At 58.4% G+C, this 15235-nt stretch carries 21 protein-coding genes; 10 read left to right on the forward strand and 11 right to left on the reverse strand.

What is annotated here, in order from left to right; genetic code table 11:
• Nucleotides 1–6: 6 nt before the first annotated feature.
• Together ACR0L1_RS02860 and ACR0L1_RS02865 are read right to left on the reverse strand one after the other, a co-directional pair.
• The gene (locus ACR0L1_RS02860) at nt 7–795 is read right to left on the reverse strand and encodes an SseB family protein (protein ID WP_480857043.1); all 789 of its coding nucleotides are present in this window, start codon (nt 793–795) and stop codon (nt 7–9) included.
• Nucleotides 788–1375: a uracil-DNA glycosylase family protein gene (locus ACR0L1_RS02865; RefSeq protein ID WP_480503263.1), complete on the reverse strand. Its 588-nt coding sequence runs from the start codon at nt 1373–1375 to the stop codon at nt 788–790. The genes ACR0L1_RS02860 and ACR0L1_RS02865 overlap by 8 nt, the downstream gene beginning before the upstream one ends.
• A gap of 223 nt (nt 1376–1598) precedes the next feature.
• On the opposite strand from ACR0L1_RS02865, the gene ACR0L1_RS02870 reads away from it, so the two are divergent.
• From ACR0L1_RS02870 to ACR0L1_RS02885, 4 genes are read left to right on the forward strand one after another with little or no spacing between them, the layout of a single operon-like run.
• Nucleotides 1599–2258 carry an ABC transporter ATP-binding protein gene (locus tag ACR0L1_RS02870; RefSeq protein WP_480503264.1) on the forward strand — a complete coding sequence of 220 codons (660 nt, stop codon included), beginning with the start codon at nt 1599–1601 and terminating at the stop codon, nt 2256–2258.
• On the forward strand, nt 2236–3807 hold the full coding sequence (locus ACR0L1_RS02875) for a KpsE/RkpR family capsule polysaccharide export protein (protein ID WP_170788205.1): 1572 nt from the start codon (nt 2236–2238) through the stop codon (nt 3805–3807). The genes ACR0L1_RS02870 and ACR0L1_RS02875 overlap by 23 nt, the downstream gene beginning before the upstream one ends.
• Before the next feature lie 5 nt (nt 3808–3812).
• Nucleotides 3813–4646, forward strand: a complete 834-nt coding sequence (gene kdsA, locus ACR0L1_RS02880) for a 3-deoxy-8-phosphooctulonate synthase (RefSeq protein WP_170788204.1) — start codon at nt 3813–3815, stop codon at nt 4644–4646.
• A 15-nt stretch (nt 4647–4661) separates the two neighbouring features.
• Nucleotides 4662–6158 carry a phosphomannomutase/phosphoglucomutase gene (locus ACR0L1_RS02885; protein ID WP_480857046.1) on the forward strand — a complete coding sequence of 499 codons (1497 nt, stop codon included), beginning with the start codon at nt 4662–4664 and terminating at the stop codon, nt 6156–6158.
• A 30-nt stretch (nt 6159–6188) separates the two neighbouring features.
• On the opposite strand, the gene ACR0L1_RS02890 is transcribed toward ACR0L1_RS02885, so the two are convergent.
• A complete protein-coding gene (locus ACR0L1_RS02890; protein WP_480503268.1) occupies nt 6189–8147 on the reverse strand; it encodes an AsmA family protein in 1959 nt (652 codons plus the stop codon).
• A gap of 95 nt (nt 8148–8242) precedes the next feature.
• Here ACR0L1_RS02890 and rimO point away from each other — a divergent pair, with 95 nt between their 5' ends.
• Both rimO and ACR0L1_RS02900 read left to right on the forward strand, forming a co-directional pair.
• Nucleotides 8243–9631: a 30S ribosomal protein S12 methylthiotransferase RimO gene (gene rimO, locus ACR0L1_RS02895; protein WP_480857048.1), complete on the forward strand. Its 1389-nt coding sequence runs from the start codon at nt 8243–8245 to the stop codon at nt 9629–9631.
• A 109-nt stretch (nt 9632–9740) separates the two neighbouring features.
• On the forward strand, nt 9741–10145 hold the full coding sequence (locus ACR0L1_RS02900) for a hypothetical protein (RefSeq protein ID WP_480503270.1): 405 nt from the start codon (nt 9741–9743) through the stop codon (nt 10143–10145).
• A 9-nt stretch (nt 10146–10154) separates the two neighbouring features.
• Here the strand turns inward: ACR0L1_RS02900 and ACR0L1_RS02905 are convergent, their stop codons facing one another.
• Entirely contained in the window at nt 10155–10511 is a 357-nt protein-coding gene (locus ACR0L1_RS02905) for a diacylglycerol kinase (RefSeq protein WP_170769068.1), read from the reverse strand.
• A gap of 126 nt (nt 10512–10637) precedes the next feature.
• A complete protein-coding gene (locus ACR0L1_RS02910) occupies nt 10638–10826 on the reverse strand; it encodes a hypothetical protein (RefSeq protein ID WP_170769067.1) in 189 nt (62 codons plus the stop codon).
• 198 nt (nt 10827–11024) lie between these two features.
• Between ACR0L1_RS02910 and ACR0L1_RS02915 the strand changes: the two genes are divergently transcribed.
• Complete coding sequence (locus ACR0L1_RS02915) at nt 11025–11267, forward strand: CDGSH iron-sulfur domain-containing protein (protein WP_170769066.1); 243 nt, start codon at nt 11025–11027, stop codon at nt 11265–11267.
• On the opposite strand, the gene ACR0L1_RS02920 is transcribed toward ACR0L1_RS02915, so the two are convergent.
• The 5 genes from ACR0L1_RS02920 to ACR0L1_RS02940 form a co-directional block, all read right to left on the reverse strand.
• The gene (locus ACR0L1_RS02920; protein ID WP_170788199.1) at nt 11264–11521 is read right to left on the reverse strand and encodes a DUF6455 family protein; all 258 of its coding nucleotides are present in this window, start codon (nt 11519–11521) and stop codon (nt 11264–11266) included. The two genes, ACR0L1_RS02915 and ACR0L1_RS02920, sit on opposite strands and share 4 nt — an antisense overlap.
• Before the next feature lie 2 nt (nt 11522–11523).
• Nucleotides 11524–11793 (reverse strand): DUF6455 family protein, encoded by a 270-nt coding sequence (locus ACR0L1_RS02925; RefSeq protein WP_269149751.1) that lies wholly within the window; start codon nt 11791–11793, stop codon nt 11524–11526.
• Nucleotides 11793–12056 (reverse strand): DUF6455 family protein, encoded by a 264-nt coding sequence (locus ACR0L1_RS02930; protein ID WP_170769064.1) that lies wholly within the window; start codon nt 12054–12056, stop codon nt 11793–11795. The genes ACR0L1_RS02925 and ACR0L1_RS02930 overlap by 1 nt, the downstream gene beginning before the upstream one ends.
• 68 nt (nt 12057–12124) lie before the next feature.
• A complete protein-coding gene (locus tag ACR0L1_RS02935; protein WP_170783879.1) occupies nt 12125–12493 on the reverse strand; it encodes a YigZ family protein in 369 nt (122 codons plus the stop codon).
• A complete protein-coding gene (locus tag ACR0L1_RS02940) occupies nt 12490–13197 on the reverse strand; it encodes a M48 family metallopeptidase (protein ID WP_170788198.1) in 708 nt (235 codons plus the stop codon). Before ACR0L1_RS02940 ends, ACR0L1_RS02935 begins: the two co-directional genes overlap by 4 nt.
• Nucleotides 13198–13319: 122 nt before the next feature.
• Between ACR0L1_RS02940 and ACR0L1_RS02945 the strand changes: the two genes are divergently transcribed.
• Nucleotides 13320–13559 (forward strand): hypothetical protein, encoded by a 240-nt coding sequence (locus ACR0L1_RS02945; RefSeq protein ID WP_170769820.1) that lies wholly within the window; start codon nt 13320–13322, stop codon nt 13557–13559.
• Here the strand turns inward: ACR0L1_RS02945 and ACR0L1_RS02950 are convergent.
• A complete protein-coding gene (locus ACR0L1_RS02950) occupies nt 13556–13831 on the reverse strand; it encodes a DUF167 domain-containing protein (RefSeq protein ID WP_480857052.1) in 276 nt (91 codons plus the stop codon). The two genes, ACR0L1_RS02945 and ACR0L1_RS02950, sit on opposite strands and share 4 nt — an antisense overlap.
• A gap of 136 nt (nt 13832–13967) precedes the next feature.
• On the opposite strand from ACR0L1_RS02950, the gene ACR0L1_RS02955 reads away from it, so the two are divergent.
• On the forward strand, nt 13968–14546 hold the full coding sequence (locus ACR0L1_RS02955) for a nitroreductase family protein (RefSeq protein ID WP_480503274.1): 579 nt from the start codon (nt 13968–13970) through the stop codon (nt 14544–14546).
• Nucleotides 14543–15232, forward strand: coding sequence for an EI24 domain-containing protein (locus ACR0L1_RS02960; protein ID WP_480857054.1), 690 nt, complete (start codon nt 14543–14545; stop codon nt 15230–15232). The genes ACR0L1_RS02955 and ACR0L1_RS02960 overlap by 4 nt, the downstream gene beginning before the upstream one ends.
• Nucleotides 15233–15235 lie beyond the last annotated feature (3 nt).

Below are 15235 nucleotides of genomic sequence, written 5' to 3' on the forward strand. Positions count from 1 at the left end.
CCCTATTTATCTGAGGATCGGTGGCTTTTCCGGGTCACTGCCCGGCGCGATCCGTTGGAACTTAGAGGTTTTCGGCTGCGGTAAATCGAACCGTAGCCCCACCCGCGCCAGAGCGGACGCGGCAGCGTCGTGGGCTGCAAAAAAACCCACATCCATTGCGCCCGCCTCGATCCCTGAAAAAGTCAGCGCTTCGGACGCGGCCTTGGCCAAGGCCGCTTCCGCCCCTTCAACCGCGCCGACAAAACCCAGAAGGTGGCCGGTCCCCCCCTCAGATGTCTTGGTGCCGACCAGATAGGCGGATTGCGCCAGACCAACGGCCGTTGCCAGTTTGGCATCCAAAGCCGTCAGTAGATCGTCGGGCAAACCGACTGGGGGCAGGAATTCCGACAAGTGCTGCTGCACCTCTTCCGGCGCGTGCTGCAAGGTGGTCGCCAACCAGCCCAGCGCCTCGGACGGGATCAGCATCGAGGACGGTGCGACCTCAAGATTCAGGCCCAATCCGATGCCCTGCCCGGCCAACATATTCGACAACACCCGCCCTGACAGGGCGACGTAGGGAACAGGACGTTCAGCAAAGCGCGCCAAACGATCCTCGCGGTCGAACGCCAGAACAAAGCGGCCATCGGCCACGTCAAACAACTCGGGCGAGATGTTTTCGCCCTTTGCCTCTTCGGTCAGAAGCAGGAACAGTTCGCTATCGGCCAGCCGCTCAAAGAACCGCAACCGGGCGGCATCGTCCTGCGGCGCGGCCTCCATCCCGGAATGGGCCGAGTCCAGAGCGGTCATGTCAGTCATTCAGAACCTCGTGCACCCGCGCGCGCAGGACCGGCAGAAGGTCGGCCTCGAACCACGGGTTTTTCTTCATCCATGCCGTATTCCGCCACGACGGATGAGGCAAGGAAAAGACGCGCGGCGCATGGTCCTGCCAGTTGCGTACCGTCTCGGTCACGGACCCGCGCGCCTTGAGGTGGTATTTATGCGCATGCCCCCCGACCAACACAGTCAGCGGCACATCACCCAGCGTCTGCATCACCTTGTCATGCCACGTCTGCCCGCAGATCGGTGGCGGCGGCAGATCGGCCTTGCGCGCGTCATAGCCCGGAAAGCAAAAGGCCATCGGCACGATCGAGACACGGGCGCGGTCATAAAACACGTCTTCCCCGATCCCCAACCAGTCGCGCAGACGATCCCCCGAGGGGTCCGTAAACGGACGGCCCGAGGCATGAACCCGCGCGCCCGGCGCCTGCCCTGCGATCAGGATCGGGGTACCTTGTCTAAACCAGACGACCGGGCGTGGTTCATGCGCCGTTTCGGTTGCGGCAAACCTGTCGGCGCAGATTCGGCAGGCGGCGATGTCTTTTTCGAGGGAATTCATCAGATCGCAAGGTTTCCTGAAGCACAGTGGTTGACACCTGGCAACAAAGATAGTCACCGCAGTGGCGAGAACCAACAGATGGAAAAGTCACAATAACAACAGCCTGCGGCAGCGCGGATTGATCATCATGTGCAAAACTGGACATAATGCCGCCAACATGGCCGGACATGACTCATGAGATCACGCCGTCCGGCTGCGGCAAGAATAAGCAGACAGGCCCAAAATGCTTGAGTTCGAGAATGTCAGTAAGTCCTTTTGGACCGGGACACGCCGCAAGGTAATCCTGGACCGGGTCTCGTTCCGGGTCGAACTTGGCACCTCAATCGGCATTCTCGCCCCGAACGGGACGGGCAAAACCACGTTGATCAACATGATGGCGGGGTTGGAAAAGCCGGACGAAGGCGTCATCCGCAAATCCTGCCGGGTGTCCTTTCCAATGGGGTTTACGGGTGGCGTGGCCAACAAACTGTCGGCACTGGAAAACGCGCGTTATATCGCCAAGATCTATGGTATGGACCCCGACTATGTCGAAGCCTATTGCAAGTGGCTATGTGGTCTGGGCGAGTATTTCGATCAACCGATGGCGACCTATTCCTCGGGGATGCGGGGGCGGTTTACTTTTGCGCTGATGCTGGCGCTGGACTTCGACATGTACCTGATTGACGAGGGCATGCCCGCCACGACGGATATCGAATTTAACAGGAAAGCAGGGGATATCCTGCAAGAAAGGCTTCGGACGACGACATTGGTGATCGTGTCGCACAACCCGACCGTGTTAGAAAAATTTGCACAGCAGGCCGCTGTCCTTGTCGATGGGCAACTGCATGTGTTCGACTCCTTGGAAGAGGCAAAACAACTGTATGACTACCAAACCCAAGGCTAGAATATACAACTGGCGACGCAAACGTCAGGGTCCGGCAGATGCCGAGGCCCGCGCCGACGCGATCTCACGCATTCGCAAAGCGACGCAACCACCCGAGGCGGCCAATGATGCACAGACCTCTGAGCTGGAAAAGATCAAGGCTGAGGGGCTAACCGGTCGGCAGCTTCGCATTGCGCGAAAGCTGGCGCAGAAAAACGGGGTCGAGGCGGACTCGGATTATGATGCTGTGCGCTTGTTGCGCAAAAAGGGTATCGACCCATTCGAACGCAGCAGTCTGCTGGACCTTGCCGCCGAGAAAAAGCGTGTCGAAGATGAAACCAAAGACAAGGTGACGATCCAACTGCCTCAGCCCATTCTGCAATCGCCCGAAACTCTGCCCGGCCCCGAGATGAGCCCCGCGGAACGGCGCAACTATGAGATCGGGCAAATTCAGAAGGACATCGCGCGCCGCCGCAGACGCAAACTGTTTGCTCTGTTTGCGCGTTTGGCAGTGTTTGTATTGCTGCCGACGCTTGTGGTCGGGACTTATTTCTATCGCTTTGCAACGCCGATGTATGCCAGCGATTCGGCCTTCTCCATACTTCAAGCGGATGGCGGCGGAGCCTCATTCGGAGGTTTCTTGGCGGGCACCCAATACGCAACCGCGCAGGATTCGGTTGCCACGCAGGAATTTCTGGAATCCAAGGACGCTCTGCTACGGCTTGAGCGCGATATGGGGTTTTCCGAGATATTCAAACAGGACTGGATTGATCCGATCCAGCGTCTGTCGCCCGACGCAAGTCTGGAAGAGACCCACAAGCTGTACATGCGGATGATCACCATCGGCTATGACCCCAGCGACGGCATCATCCGCATGGAGGTCGCCGCGCCCACACCTGATATCGCAGTCGCGATCTCGGACAGGTTGCTGTCCTATGCCGAAGACACCATCAACGGACTGTCCGAACTGAAACGCGAAGACCAGATGCGCGACGCCGTGGCCAGTTTCGAACTGGCGCAGGAGGCACGCAACAAAGCGCAGGAAGCCCTGATCGAAGCGCAGCTGCAAGGCGCTCTGCTAGACCCAGAAAACGTGCTTGCCGGCCTACGCGGCCGAATAAACACGCTTGAGGCGCAATTGCAGGATAAAGAACTGCAACTGGCTTCGCTTTTAGACAATCTGCGGCCCAATCAGGCCAAAGTGGACGGTGTACGCGCCGAAATTGCGCGCTTCGAAGAAGTGCTGGAGGAGCTGAACGCCGAGATGTTGGATGTCTCGGCTGGCGAAAACTCGCTGGTGCGTCTGACCTTGCGAATCCAGACTGCGCAGGCTGATCTGGCCGCACGGGACATGATGCTGCAAGCAGCCATGCAGCAAATGGAAACCACCCGGACCGAGGCCAACCGCAAGGTGCGGTATCTGACCGTCTCAGTGAACCCGGTTCCCAGCCAGGATCCGACCTATCCGAGGAAATTCGAAAATACGATTTTGGCATTCCTGTTGTTTGCTGGTATCTACCTGTTGATCTCGCTTACCGCGTCGGTCCTTCGTGAACAGGTATCCTCGTAAGACACATGAAACATGTAAAAATCTCCGATCTCACGGTCGGCAATGATTTGCCTCTGACAATCATTGCCGGTCCATGTCAGCTTGAAAGCGCCGATCATGCCCAGATGATCGCCGGCAAAATGAAAGAGGCCTGCGATGCGGCCGGAGCACAGTACGTTTTCAAGGCGTCATATGACAAAGCTAACCGTACTTCCTTGTCCGGTGTCCGTGGCCTGGGTATTGACGCTGGATTGAAAGTTCTGAGCGATATTCGCAACTCGATGGGTATTCCTGTTCTGACTGATGTTCATACTGAATCCCAATGTGCCCTAGCGGCCGAGGCCGTAGACGTCTTGCAGATTCCCGCCTTCCTCTGCCGCCAGACGGATATGTTGCTGGCTGCTGGTGAAACCGGGAAAGCCGTTAACGTCAAGAAAGGTCAGTTTCTTGCGCCTTGGGAAATGGGCAACATCGTTGACAAGATCGAAAGCACGGGAAACACGAATATCCTCCTGACGGAACGCGGCACATCTTTTGGATACAACACACTGGTTGCTGATATGCGCGGCCTGCCGCAAATGGCGAAAACGGGCTACCCGGTCGTGATGGACGCAACGCATTCGGTACAGCAACCAGGTGGCAAAGGTGGGTCCTCTGGCGGTCAGCGGGAGTTTGCGCCGGTCATGGCGCGTGCGGCAGTGTCATTGGGTGTCGGAGCTGTGTTCATTGAAACCCATCAGGACCCTGACAATGCGCCATCTGACGGCCCCAATATGATCTATCTTGACCAGATGCCGCAACTTATTGACACTTTGATGCGCTTTGATGCGCTGGCCAAGGCAAACCCCATTCAGATTTAACGATTGAGATTTTCTATGACCAAACCAATCCCCGAGGTGACCCCGAACACCTGGAGCTTTCTGCGCGATGCCATGATCAAACCCACGGGTTTCCGTGAATATGACGCCAGGTGGAAATACCCCGAGGAAATCAACCTGCCCGGCATGACCGCGCTGGGTCTGGGGCTTGGGACGCAGATGCGCAGGCGCGGGATTGCACCGGTGATCGCGGTGGGAAACGACTACCGCGACTATTCGCTGGCCATCAAGAACGCACTGATCCTGGGGCTGATGCAGGCCGGCATTCAGGTCAAGGATATCGGCCCAGCGCTCAGCCCCATGGCCTATTTCGCGCAGTTTCATCTGGACGTGCCGGCGGTTGCTATGGTCACTGCCAGCCACAATCCCAACGGCTGGACCGGGGTCAAGATGGGATTTGAGCGTCCTCTGACCCATGGCCCTGATGAGATGTCCGAGTTGCGCGACATCGTCCTGAATGGCGAAGGACAACCGCATGTGGGCGGTTCGTATGAGTTCGTGGACGGCGTGAAAGAGGCTTATATCGACGATCTGGTCGGCGATTTCAAAATGTCTCGCCCGCTGAAAGTGGTCTGCGCCACCGGGAACGGCACCGCCTCGGCCTTTGCGCCCGAGATATTCGAACGAATGGGGGTCGAGGTTGTGCCCAGCCACATCCGGCTGGACTACACGTTCCCCAATTACAACCCGAACCCCGAAGCAATGGAGATGCTGCACGACATGTCCGACAGCGTGAAATCCAGCGGTGCCGATCTGGCGCTGGGGTTTGACGGCGACGGCGACCGGTGTGGTGTTGTCGATGACGAGGGCGAAGAGATTTTCGCCGACAAGGTCGGTGTGATCATGGCTCGCGATCTGGCCAAACTGTACCCGAACGCGACCTTTGTGGCTGATGTGAAATCAACCGGTCTGTTCGCAAGTGATCCGCAGTTGCAGGCCCATGGGGTCAAGGCAGATTACTGGAAAACCGGACACAGCCACATGAAGCGCCGGGTCAAGGAAATCAATGCGCTGGCCGGGTTCGAGAAGTCGGGCCACTACTTTCTGGCTGAACCTATCGGGCGCGGCTATGACTGCGGGATGCGCGTGGCGGTTGAGATCTGCAAACTGATGGACCGCAACCCCGATCAGAGCATGTCTGATCTGCGCAAGGCCCTGCCCAAGACATGGTCGACGCCCACCATGTCGCCCTATGCGGCAGATACCGAGAAATATGACATACTCGCCCGTCTGGTCGACAAGCTGGTGGCCAAATCCGAGGCGGGAGATTCCTTTGCCGGACGCGCGATCAAAGAGGTCGTCACCGTCAATGGCGCTCGGGTCATTCTGGACAATGGCAGCTGGGGTCTGGTGCGGGCATCCTCGAACACGCCCAATCTGGTTGTGGTATGCGAAAGTAGCGAAAGCGAGGATGAAATGCGCGCGATATTTGCCGATATCGACGCTGTCATCCGTACAGAACCCGGCGTGGGCGACTACGATCAGACAATCTAGAGCCTTGGGGCGCGTCTTGCGCCCCGCCGATCAATCCGCGCCCAGCAATTTCAGCAGCCCTTTCGTGGCCTCTTCCTGCAATTTGTTCTTCACCGCATCCTCGATGCTTTCGGTGTCTGTCACGGCAGTCCCAAGCTCGTCGCTGACCTTGTCCAGCACCTGTTGTTTGGCGTCGTCCTCAAGTTCTTTGATTTTGCCTTCGGCGGCCGCTTCGATCACTTTACTGAGGTCGGGTTTGATCGACGGATTACTCCACGGTCCAACAATGCGCACCGGCACCGACAGGCCCTGACCAGAATTTGCCCGCAACGCTGTGGGGGTGAACAGATAGTCGATATTGCGCTCGCCCAAGCCGACGCGACCGGCGCCATCGGCACGGAAATTATCCAGTGACATCAGCAGGTCATCATTCCTGAGAACACCCTGATCAATGGTGAAACTAGCGGCAAGACTGTTGAACACAGTAGTGCCGCCTGACCCTTCGCCCCGCCCCATCAGGCGGTCCAGGTCGAACCCGTTGATCACCCCCTGCCCCACATCCACACGACCCTTGCCGCTGAGTGAACGCATGATCTGATCCTCGCTTTGCCCAACGCCCAGAAACTCGAACGAACCGGTGCCCGTGCCGGACAATCGGTCAATATCGGCCAGCGTCATCAGGGCCTGTTGGATGTCGATCCCGTCTGCCTTCATGTTGCCACCGACAGACAGCCCGTTGCGGTTATTCGCGACGACCTGACCGGTCAACTGACCCGAGAACAAGGTGGCCGGGTTCATCTGCAACACCGCGCGTGACCGGTCCAGATTCAAGGTCAGATCGCTGGGACCAAGGGTCAGGTCGGGCACTGCTATCGAATTCGCCTTCAGCCGGATTTGCCCATTCGCCAAAGCCAGCGCCGAGGCGTCAATCGGTGTGGTCGACCAGCCATCGGATTGGCTTGGCGCAGCGCCGCCATCACCGCCCGAGCCTCCATTAGACTCGTTGAATCGGGACAGATCCAAATCGCCCGCGTCAAACCGCGCGGTGATCTGTGGTGGGTCCGAGATCACGATATCCGCCTCGCCGGTCAGGCGGTTGTCGTCCAGTTGCGCCACCAATTCACGCACCGACAGACGCCCGTCCTGCGTATAGGTCATACGACCGACCAGTTCCGCGCGGCGACCCAGACCCAAAGGCACGGCTGTACCGGGCTGTCCGAAAGCGGCCAGCAATGTCTCGGTATTTTGGGTTTTAAGGTGCAGGTCGCCGTCCATCTCTCCGGCAAGATTCACGCGACCGTCAAAGTCGACTTCACCCCCGGGCGCGCGCAGCAACAGATCCAACTGGGTGGCCGCGCCGGTTGCATAAGCGGGCAGATCTGGGATTTTCATATCCACCTCAACCGCGCCCCCTGGCACCGCCATTTTCGCCTCCAGCAACAACGGTGCTGTGACCTCGGGCCAGCTTGCCGACAGGTCGACTTGCGAGAAATCGAACGTCACCGCCCCGTTTTCCAGATAGAGCAGACGCGCATTTGTTAATTCCAGCCTATCCAGCGTTACGACACCCGGTTGCCCCTGCGGGGCGGCAGAGGTGCCAGATCCCGAGGACGCCGCCGCAGGCGCTGACGCGCCAAACTCCCAATTGCCGCGCCCGTCAGACAGTTCCAACCGCAGCGTCGGGTTTTCCGCAATCACCCGCCGGATACGCAAATCCCCTGACATCAACGCCGCCGCATCCACACCAACGGCCAGATGATCCGCGCTGAGCATCGGCTCGGACCCGGCCCAAGGGGCATTGCTGAACGTCACAGGCCCGGTCTCCATCCCTAGCACTGGCCAGAATGACAGTTTCACATCTCCTGTCAGGGTCAGATCCCGGCCCGTTTCGGCCTTGACCTGCTCGGCCAGGATACGCGCCAGCTTGTCGCCGGGCATCATCAGCAAAGCCCCGATAACCAGCCCGATCACGGCCACGATGAGAAAGAGAATGCGCACCAGCCACTTCATTTTACCGCTCTTTGCTTTTTGTTATGCGTTGAAATTATCATTCTAAGCCCAGCGGCCATTTGCAAGGGGAAGCGTTCCCCACTATATGCCGCGCCATGACCACGAACCCGCCGAACCTCCGCCCCGACCTGGCGCCTGCCGCCCGGATCACCGACACGCCCCGTCCGAACCAGCCCACCATTGGTATGGTGTCTTTGGGCTGCCCCAAGGCTTTGGTGGATAGTGAGCGTATTCTGACGCGCCTGCGGGCCGAAGGATACGGGATTTCGCCCGATTATTCAGGCGCAGATGCCGTGATCGTGAACACCTGCGGGTTTCTGGATAGCGCCAAGGCCGAGTCGCTGGACGCGATTGGTGAGGCACTAGTGGAAAACGGCAAGGTCATTGTCACCGGCTGTCTGGGTGCCGAACCGGATTACATCCGCGAGCATCACCCCCGCATCATGGCCGTCACCGGGCCGCATCAATACGAACAAGTGCTGGACGCCGTACATCAAGCCGTTCCACCCGATCCCGACCCGTTTGTAGACCTGCTGCCCGCCGCTAGCGTGCAACTGACCCCGCGCCACTACAGCTATCTGAAAATATCCGAGGGCTGTAACCACAAGTGCAAGTTCTGCATCATCCCTGACATGCGCGGCAAACTGGCCAGCCGCCCCGCCCACGCCGTGCTGCGTGAGGCCGAAAAGCTGGTCGACAATGGCGTGCGTGAGCTGCTGGTGATTTCTCAGGACACCTCTGCCTATGGGCTGGATCGCAAATATGACGTGAACCCGTGGAAAGATCGCGAGGTCCGCAGCCACATCACCGATCTGGCGCGCGAGTTGGGTCAGTTAGATGCGTGGGTGCGCCTGCACTATGTCTATCCCTACCCGCATGTGCGCGAGTTGATTCCGCTGATGGCCGATGCGGGCTGCAACGTGCTGCCCTATCTGGATATTCCGTTCCAGCACGCCCACCCAGACGTTCTGAAACGCATGGCCCGCCCGGCGGCGGCCGCCAAAACGCTGGACGAGATCGCCGCATGGCGCGCGACCTGCCCCGATATCACCCTACGCTCGACCTTTATCGTCGGCTATCCCGGCGAGACCGAGTCCGAGTTCCAGACCCTGCTGGATTGGATGGACGAGGCTCAATTGGATCGTGTCGGCTGTTTTCAATACGAAAACGTGGCCGGGGCGCGCTCGAACGACCTGCCCGATCATGTCCCGTCCGAAGTCAAACAGGACCGCTGGGAACGGTTCATGGAAAAAGCGCAGGCGATATCCGAGGCGAAGCTGGCCGCAAAGGTCGGACAAAGGCTAGACGTGATCGTGGATGAGGTCGATGACGAGGCTGCCATCTGCCGCACCAAGGCCGACGCCCCCGAAATTGACGGCAACCTGTTCGTCGACGAAGGGTTCGAAGACCTCAAACCCGGCGACATCGTCTCGGTCGAGGTGGACGAGGCTGGGGAATATGACCTGTGGGGCACGCTGCGCTGAGGCAATGTAACCACCGATAGGGCAAGCGTGAGCCAAGTTTATTGGCGATCCCCCGCATCAGGCCCCAGATTTAGACAGAACCCAAACACGTCTAAAAAGGAGGGTTACCATGTCTAAATTGCGTCCTTTCGCAACGAAATGCGCCGTCGCGCTCCTGGCGGTACAACTATTTGCAGCGCCTGCTTTTGCAGAAGTGCGCTCGGGCAGCACGGCTCAGTTTACGCTGGTCGGAGGGAAATCCCTTGGCATCCACTATCGCGGCAAACATCGTGTTCACAAACACTTCGTTGCGCCCAAAGTGTATGAGAAAAAGGTCCACAAGCCGGTCGCAAAAGCCAAGGTGCATCATGCCAAGCCGGTCAAAAAGCACCACCGGTCGAAGTTCAAACACAGCAAGAAACGTTACCATCGGTACTATGTGCCGAAGAAACACGCGTTCCGGCACCAAAGATCTTATCGAGGAGTCCGGTATCACAGATCTCATCGCGGGTACGGGCGGTATCGAATCAAGTAATGACGACCGTCAGAGCATAGCCACAAGACCCGCCATCCATGCCACCGCAGCGGCAATGGCCGTCAGCGCAACCGCTGCGCTGGCGGCGTCTTTGGCTTGGCCGGCCAAAGTGTTGTGATCTGTAGATGTGTGATCCACGGCCCGTTCTATCGCCGTGTTGAAAAGTTCGGCGACCAGAACCAAAATTCCCATGATGACAATCAACGCGCGCATACCGCCGCTGAGGGGTAGTCCAATTGCCAGCCCCACCGAGATCAGGTTGGCCCATCCCCATACGCGAAACGAGTACTCATCGCGCCACGTCGCGGCCAGCCCTTGCCAGCTCCAGACTGTGCGATGTTTTAGACGGATTAGAAAGTTTTTCATGTGTTCCCTGCACAGCGCTCTCGCAGACAAAAGCCCAAACCGGCAAATACAGGCAAGAAAAAACCGCCCAGTGGGCGGCATCTATCTGAAAGCAGGCGGCCCGCGCGCGAGCCGCCTGAAGGTTTGTTATTGCGCGACCGGGTTACAGACAGTCTGGCCTGCCTCAGTCGTGGCCAATGCGGTTCCGGCCGGACAGCTTGGCGTACCAAACTTGTCATATTCGGGTGTAATATAAACCGGAGCTGGTTCTTCCTGCTGAGAACAGGCTGCAACGACCAAAGCAAACGCACCAACGGCGGCAAATCTAAGTTTCATGTCCGTCATTCCTTCTAATAATTTTCTGATTTTGCCCAGAAATTCGGGGCCAGTCTCAAAATACGACTTCGCTGGCATTTTTGCAACAAATCTGATCACGTGAATGTGAAAACGGCAAATCCATGCTGCCATGGCAGAACGGAAATCGGACGCTAAACTGTCTGACCAGCAGACATCAGCAAACTCCGGAGAAGCCACGTGTCAGACGCACCGATCATTTCTCAGAAAGCCCCCTATCCCGTCGAAGTGACCGAGGGGAAAAACTATTTCTGGTGCGCCTGTGGTAAATCCTCGCGTCAGCCTTTTTGTGACGGTTCACATAAGGGAACGGGGATTGAGCCGGTCAAATACACCGCAGAGGCAGACAAGAAAGTGTTCTTTTGCGGATGCAAACACAGCGCCAACCCGCCGCTATGTGACGGCTCGCATTCCAAAATTTAGGGTTTCAGCGCATTCAAAGCCTGCGCGTTCACGCAAAACTCAGGCGCTTTGTCCGCCTTGGCCTGCTGTTCGGCCAACCATATCGCACATGTCTCGCTGCAATCGGCAGCGCGACATTTCGTGACCATTTCCGCGTAGCGTTCGGCGCTAAGACGCCCTTCGGTCATCGCCTCGGTCAGGGACAGATTCATGCAGCGCGCGACGGACCGCGTCAGCCAGAAGTGTTTTTCGACGTCCCCAAGAATATCTTTCATTCTCAACCCTCTCGAGTTTTCCCGGACCTAAGCGTGGCAAATCTGGCCCGGTTCGGGCAGGTTCGAGGTGCCTGGGTCGCGCCCTTGTTTTGATCCAACCAATCGGGGCAGCATCTGGCCCAAGCGCATCCCTGACAGGCCCGTACCATGCTGGCCCAGTCCTCCTGGCTCAAGCGGCCCTGCCGATGCGCTGAAACCACGTCCGCGCCTGTTGCCTGCCCCATGCGCAGGACAAGCCGTAGGTGCGTCATGACAGCCCCAAGCGTTTGCATCACCGCCCCTTACGTGGCTTGATCTGGGCGAACAGGCCTTTGTTGCGGCAATATTCCGGCGTGTCCTGCGATACCGCCACTTGCGCCAGCAGCGCTTCGCAATGTCCGGGATTGGCGCATCCTGTGCAGCGCAGAACCGCTTCGGATATCTCATCGATCGAGACATCACCCCGAAGCGCTGCGTCTTCCAGGTCGATGCCTACTCGCGTTGCCATCTGATCGACGAGGCCCGCGTGATGCTTCAGGGTCTCTCTGTTGGACATATGGCACCCTTTCCCTGATGCGTTTCGATCAGGTTAGCGGATGCGGCGGCGCAGGCCCTTGATACAGGTCAAGCCCCGGTGTCGATCTGATCCAGATAGGTTCGCGTTGCGTCCTGCACCCGCCGAAAGCGGTCCCCGCCCAGCTTTTTGCCCCCATACCAGCGGGTGACTATTACGACGTGGTTCTGCACGTCGGCCCGTTCCATCATCCGAAGGATCACCATCCCCGCGCCACTTTCCCCATCATCCGCCTTGAGCGCCCCAGTGGGCAGTACCGCCGCCCATGTATTATGTGTGGCCTTGGCATATGATTTATCCGCCTTAAGCGCATGCAGCACAGCGTCGACCTCGGTCCGCGATGACACGGGCGCACCGGATACTGCGTATTTCGAGCCCCGATCCGTCAGGATCACCCCCAGCTTTTTCACTGCGGTCATTGCGTCAACCCAAGCCCGCGGGCGGTCTGCTTCACCACCTCGACCCGTTTGGCGTTGGGGGGATGGGTGCTGAGGAAACTGTCTTCGGGATCCGGCAGGCGGTCGAAATATTTCGCACCGATCAAAGGGTTATACCCGGCGCGAAAGGTTATGATCGTTCCAAGCTCATCAGCTTCAAGTTCAAAGTCACGCACATAGACCTGCGTCCCCACCCGCGCGCCCAGTTTCTGCGCCTCTTCCACGGCGGCCCCTTCGGCACCGGCCAATCGCGCCAGATCGCCGAAAATCTCGGCACTTTCGCGTGCATTCACCGATTGGCGCGGAATATGACGCAGGATGTGATGGGAGGCTTCGTGCCCCATCACAAAGGCCAACTCATCCGCGTTCTGAGCGGATTCGATCATCGCGCGGGTAAAAATGATCACCGGCTGGTCGTTTTTATCCAGTGTTTGAAATGCGTTGGCAGGGGCTTTCGGGTCCAGATCGACCAATGTGGTAAAGTCGCAATTCTTGACATTGGCACGTCGCAAACATTCGACCCTGGCCTGTTCGCCGACCCTTTGGCTGATCTGCTGGAAAGTGGCGGCTTCGACCCTGAAATCCCCCTCGCCCTGTATCCAGTCCTCGGCAGGTTGAACCCGCAGCGCATTGGCGTCGCAGGCGGCCAGAAACACGGGAAATAACAGGTACATCAAACGGTGCATGGATCATCCTTTGAAACGGTCACGCCGTTTGGCTGACCATAGCGCAGACCCCTTGGGACTGCCACCGGTTGAATGCGATAGTACGGGTTGCCAAGCGGAACATCGCCCTGCACTCTGCCATCATGTTTTCGATTGAGCATGAATTCGACTCGACGGTCATTACGCTGGTGGACGAAGGCGAAAAGCCTTTGCAAGAGGATGTGGTGATCAACAATTTCGCAGAATGCGTGACGCTAGAGCAGTTTGATCCTCGAACCGATCAGGTCCAGAAAATCACGCTGTCGCCGGAACAGGTCCGCGATCTGGCCGCTGCGCTGGATTTGCCCGAGGGGGTGTACCAAATCCACGAAACACCGGATTAAGGATCGTAGACAAAGACCTTGTCCCGCGCCGTATGTCCGCGCTTCAGGGTCAGCGAAGACGTGGCCACCCCCATGGCCGCAGCGAGGATGTGGCGCACAGCCTCGTTCGCCTTGCCGTCTTCGGGCGCAGTGGTCACATGGATGCGCACTACGCTCCCATCCCGCGTGATCCGGTCCGAAGCTGCCTTAGGCGTCACCTTAACCGCAATCTCGGCCCCCGCGTCGGTCAGATCGCTCAGATCCGGCAGATTGCGCAGTTTAGGTTTAGCCATCTCATCCTCCGATCCCAAAACACTGTTGCACGGCTGGCCCCGGGATGGAATTGATCCACCAAGCCCAGCCCTTTGCACTTGAAACCCGCCAGAGGCTCAACCAGATACAGAAAGCCCATGTAAAGGAAGTTAACATATGTCCTTGAAGAATCCGGCCGCATTTGAGTTTCTGCTGTCCCGCCGGTCCCGCCCTGCGAAAACACTGATCGCTCCTGCCCCGACGCGGGATGAACTGACCCCATTGCTGACCGCCGCCGCCCGCAGTCCCGATCACGGCAAGCTGGAGCCGTGGCGATTCATAGTGCTGGAAAGCGGCGCGATGCCCCGTTTGTCAGCGCTGACGCAGGAATGCGGCGAACGGCTGGGTAAGTCGCCTGAAGAGATCGCCAAAGCATGCAGCCAGTTCGACATGGGTCATCTGGCCGTAGCAGTGGTCGAGGTTCAAAAACCATCCGAAAAAGTCCCCGCGATTGAACAGACCTATTCCGCCGGTGCGGTGTGTCTGGCGTTGCTGAACGCAGCCTTAGTGGCGGGCTGGGGCGCGAACTGGCTGTCGGGTTGGCAGTCACATGACGCCGAGTTTTGCCGCACCGCCTTTGGACTGAAAGACAATGAACGGATCGCTGGTCTGATCCACATTGCCACCGAATCCGCAGCCCCGCCAGAACGTCCCCGCCCGGACGTGGCCGCACTGACCGAATGGGTTCCTGAATGATCATCCTCAACGCATTTTTTGCGGCAATCGGACAGATCGGAGATCCCAGATTCCGTTCGGTTCTGTTCCGGGGCGTGGGCCTGACGATCGTGTTGCTGATCGCGGCCTGCGCAGGCGCGATCTGGTTGATCAACTGGCTGTCCAGCGATGAAATCACCTTGCCCTTCGTCGGAGCCGTTCCGTGGCTGAACGACGTGTTGAATTATTCCGGTATTTTTGCGGTGGTGATTCTGCCGGTCTTCCTGATGATGCCGGTCGCCTCGGCCATCATCTCTCTGTTTCTGGAAGAGGTCGCGCAGGCGGTCGAGGACAAACACTATCCCACCCTGCCAAAGGTGCACGGAATTGCCATCAGTGACGGGTTGCGCGATGCGCTCAGCTTTATGGGGGTGTTGATCGTCGCCAACTTGCTGGCACTGATCCTCTATGTAATCTTCACGCCGCTGGCCCCGTTCATCTTTTGGGGCATGAACGGGTTTCTACTGGGTCGGGAATATTTCACTTTGGTCGCGATGCGGCGGATCGGGCGCGAAGGCGCGCGCAAGCTACGGGGCAAACATATGGTCACGATCTGGCTGGCGGGCACTTTGATGGCCATTCCTCTGACCGTGCCGCTGGTGAACCTTGTCATCCCGATTGTCGGAGTGGCCACGTTCACCCATATCTACCACAGGCTGTCCGTCTGAGGC

The organism is Ruegeria sp. J8 (assembly GCF_056531925.1).

What these genes read in the sequence shown, in the direction of transcription:
- ACR0L1_RS02860 (WP_480857043.1), bottom strand. Translation starts at nt 795, where the DNA reads ATGACTGACATGACCGCTCTGGACTCGGCCCATTCCGGGATGGAGGCC.
- ACR0L1_RS02865 (WP_480503263.1), bottom strand. Translation starts at nt 1,375, where the DNA reads ATGAATTCCCTCGAAAAAGACATCGCCGCCTGCCGAATCTGCGCCGAC.
- ACR0L1_RS02870 (WP_480503264.1), top strand. Translation starts at nt 1,599, where the DNA reads ATGCTTGAGTTCGAGAATGTCAGTAAGTCCTTTTGGACCGGGACACGC.
- ACR0L1_RS02875 (WP_170788205.1), top strand. Translation starts at nt 2,236, where the DNA reads ATGACTACCAAACCCAAGGCTAGAATATACAACTGGCGACGCAAACGT.
- kdsA (WP_170788204.1), top strand. Translation starts at nt 3,813, where the DNA reads ATGAAACATGTAAAAATCTCCGATCTCACGGTCGGCAATGATTTGCCT.
- ACR0L1_RS02885 (WP_480857046.1), top strand. Translation starts at nt 4,662, where the DNA reads ATGACCAAACCAATCCCCGAGGTGACCCCGAACACCTGGAGCTTTCTG.
- ACR0L1_RS02890 (WP_480503268.1), bottom strand. Translation starts at nt 8,147, where the DNA reads ATGAAGTGGCTGGTGCGCATTCTCTTTCTCATCGTGGCCGTGATCGGG.
- rimO (WP_480857048.1), top strand. Translation starts at nt 8,243, where the DNA reads ATGACCACGAACCCGCCGAACCTCCGCCCCGACCTGGCGCCTGCCGCC.
- ACR0L1_RS02900 (WP_480503270.1), top strand. Translation starts at nt 9,741, where the DNA reads ATGTCTAAATTGCGTCCTTTCGCAACGAAATGCGCCGTCGCGCTCCTG.
- ACR0L1_RS02905 (WP_170769068.1), bottom strand. Translation starts at nt 10,511, where the DNA reads ATGAAAAACTTTCTAATCCGTCTAAAACATCGCACAGTCTGGAGCTGG.
- ACR0L1_RS02910 (WP_170769067.1), bottom strand. Translation starts at nt 10,826, where the DNA reads ATGAAACTTAGATTTGCCGCCGTTGGTGCGTTTGCTTTGGTCGTTGCA.
- ACR0L1_RS02920 (WP_170788199.1), bottom strand. Translation starts at nt 11,521, where the DNA reads ATGAAAGATATTCTTGGGGACGTCGAAAAACACTTCTGGCTGACGCGG.
- ACR0L1_RS02925 (WP_269149751.1), bottom strand. Translation starts at nt 11,793, where the DNA reads ATGCAAACGCTTGGGGCTGTCATGACGCACCTACGGCTTGTCCTGCGC.
- ACR0L1_RS02930 (WP_170769064.1), bottom strand. Translation starts at nt 12,056, where the DNA reads ATGTCCAACAGAGAGACCCTGAAGCATCACGCGGGCCTCGTCGATCAG.
- ACR0L1_RS02935 (WP_170783879.1), bottom strand. Translation starts at nt 12,493, where the DNA reads ATGACCGCAGTGAAAAAGCTGGGGGTGATCCTGACGGATCGGGGCTCG.
- ACR0L1_RS02940 (WP_170788198.1), bottom strand. Translation starts at nt 13,197, where the DNA reads ATGCACCGTTTGATGTACCTGTTATTTCCCGTGTTTCTGGCCGCCTGC.
- ACR0L1_RS02945 (WP_170769820.1), top strand. Translation starts at nt 13,320, where the DNA reads ATGTTTTCGATTGAGCATGAATTCGACTCGACGGTCATTACGCTGGTG.
- ACR0L1_RS02950 (WP_480857052.1), bottom strand. Translation starts at nt 13,831, where the DNA reads ATGGCTAAACCTAAACTGCGCAATCTGCCGGATCTGAGCGATCTGACC.
- ACR0L1_RS02955 (WP_480503274.1), top strand. Translation starts at nt 13,968, where the DNA reads ATGTCCTTGAAGAATCCGGCCGCATTTGAGTTTCTGCTGTCCCGCCGG.
- ACR0L1_RS02960 (WP_480857054.1), top strand. Translation starts at nt 14,543, where the DNA reads ATGATCATCCTCAACGCATTTTTTGCGGCAATCGGACAGATCGGAGAT.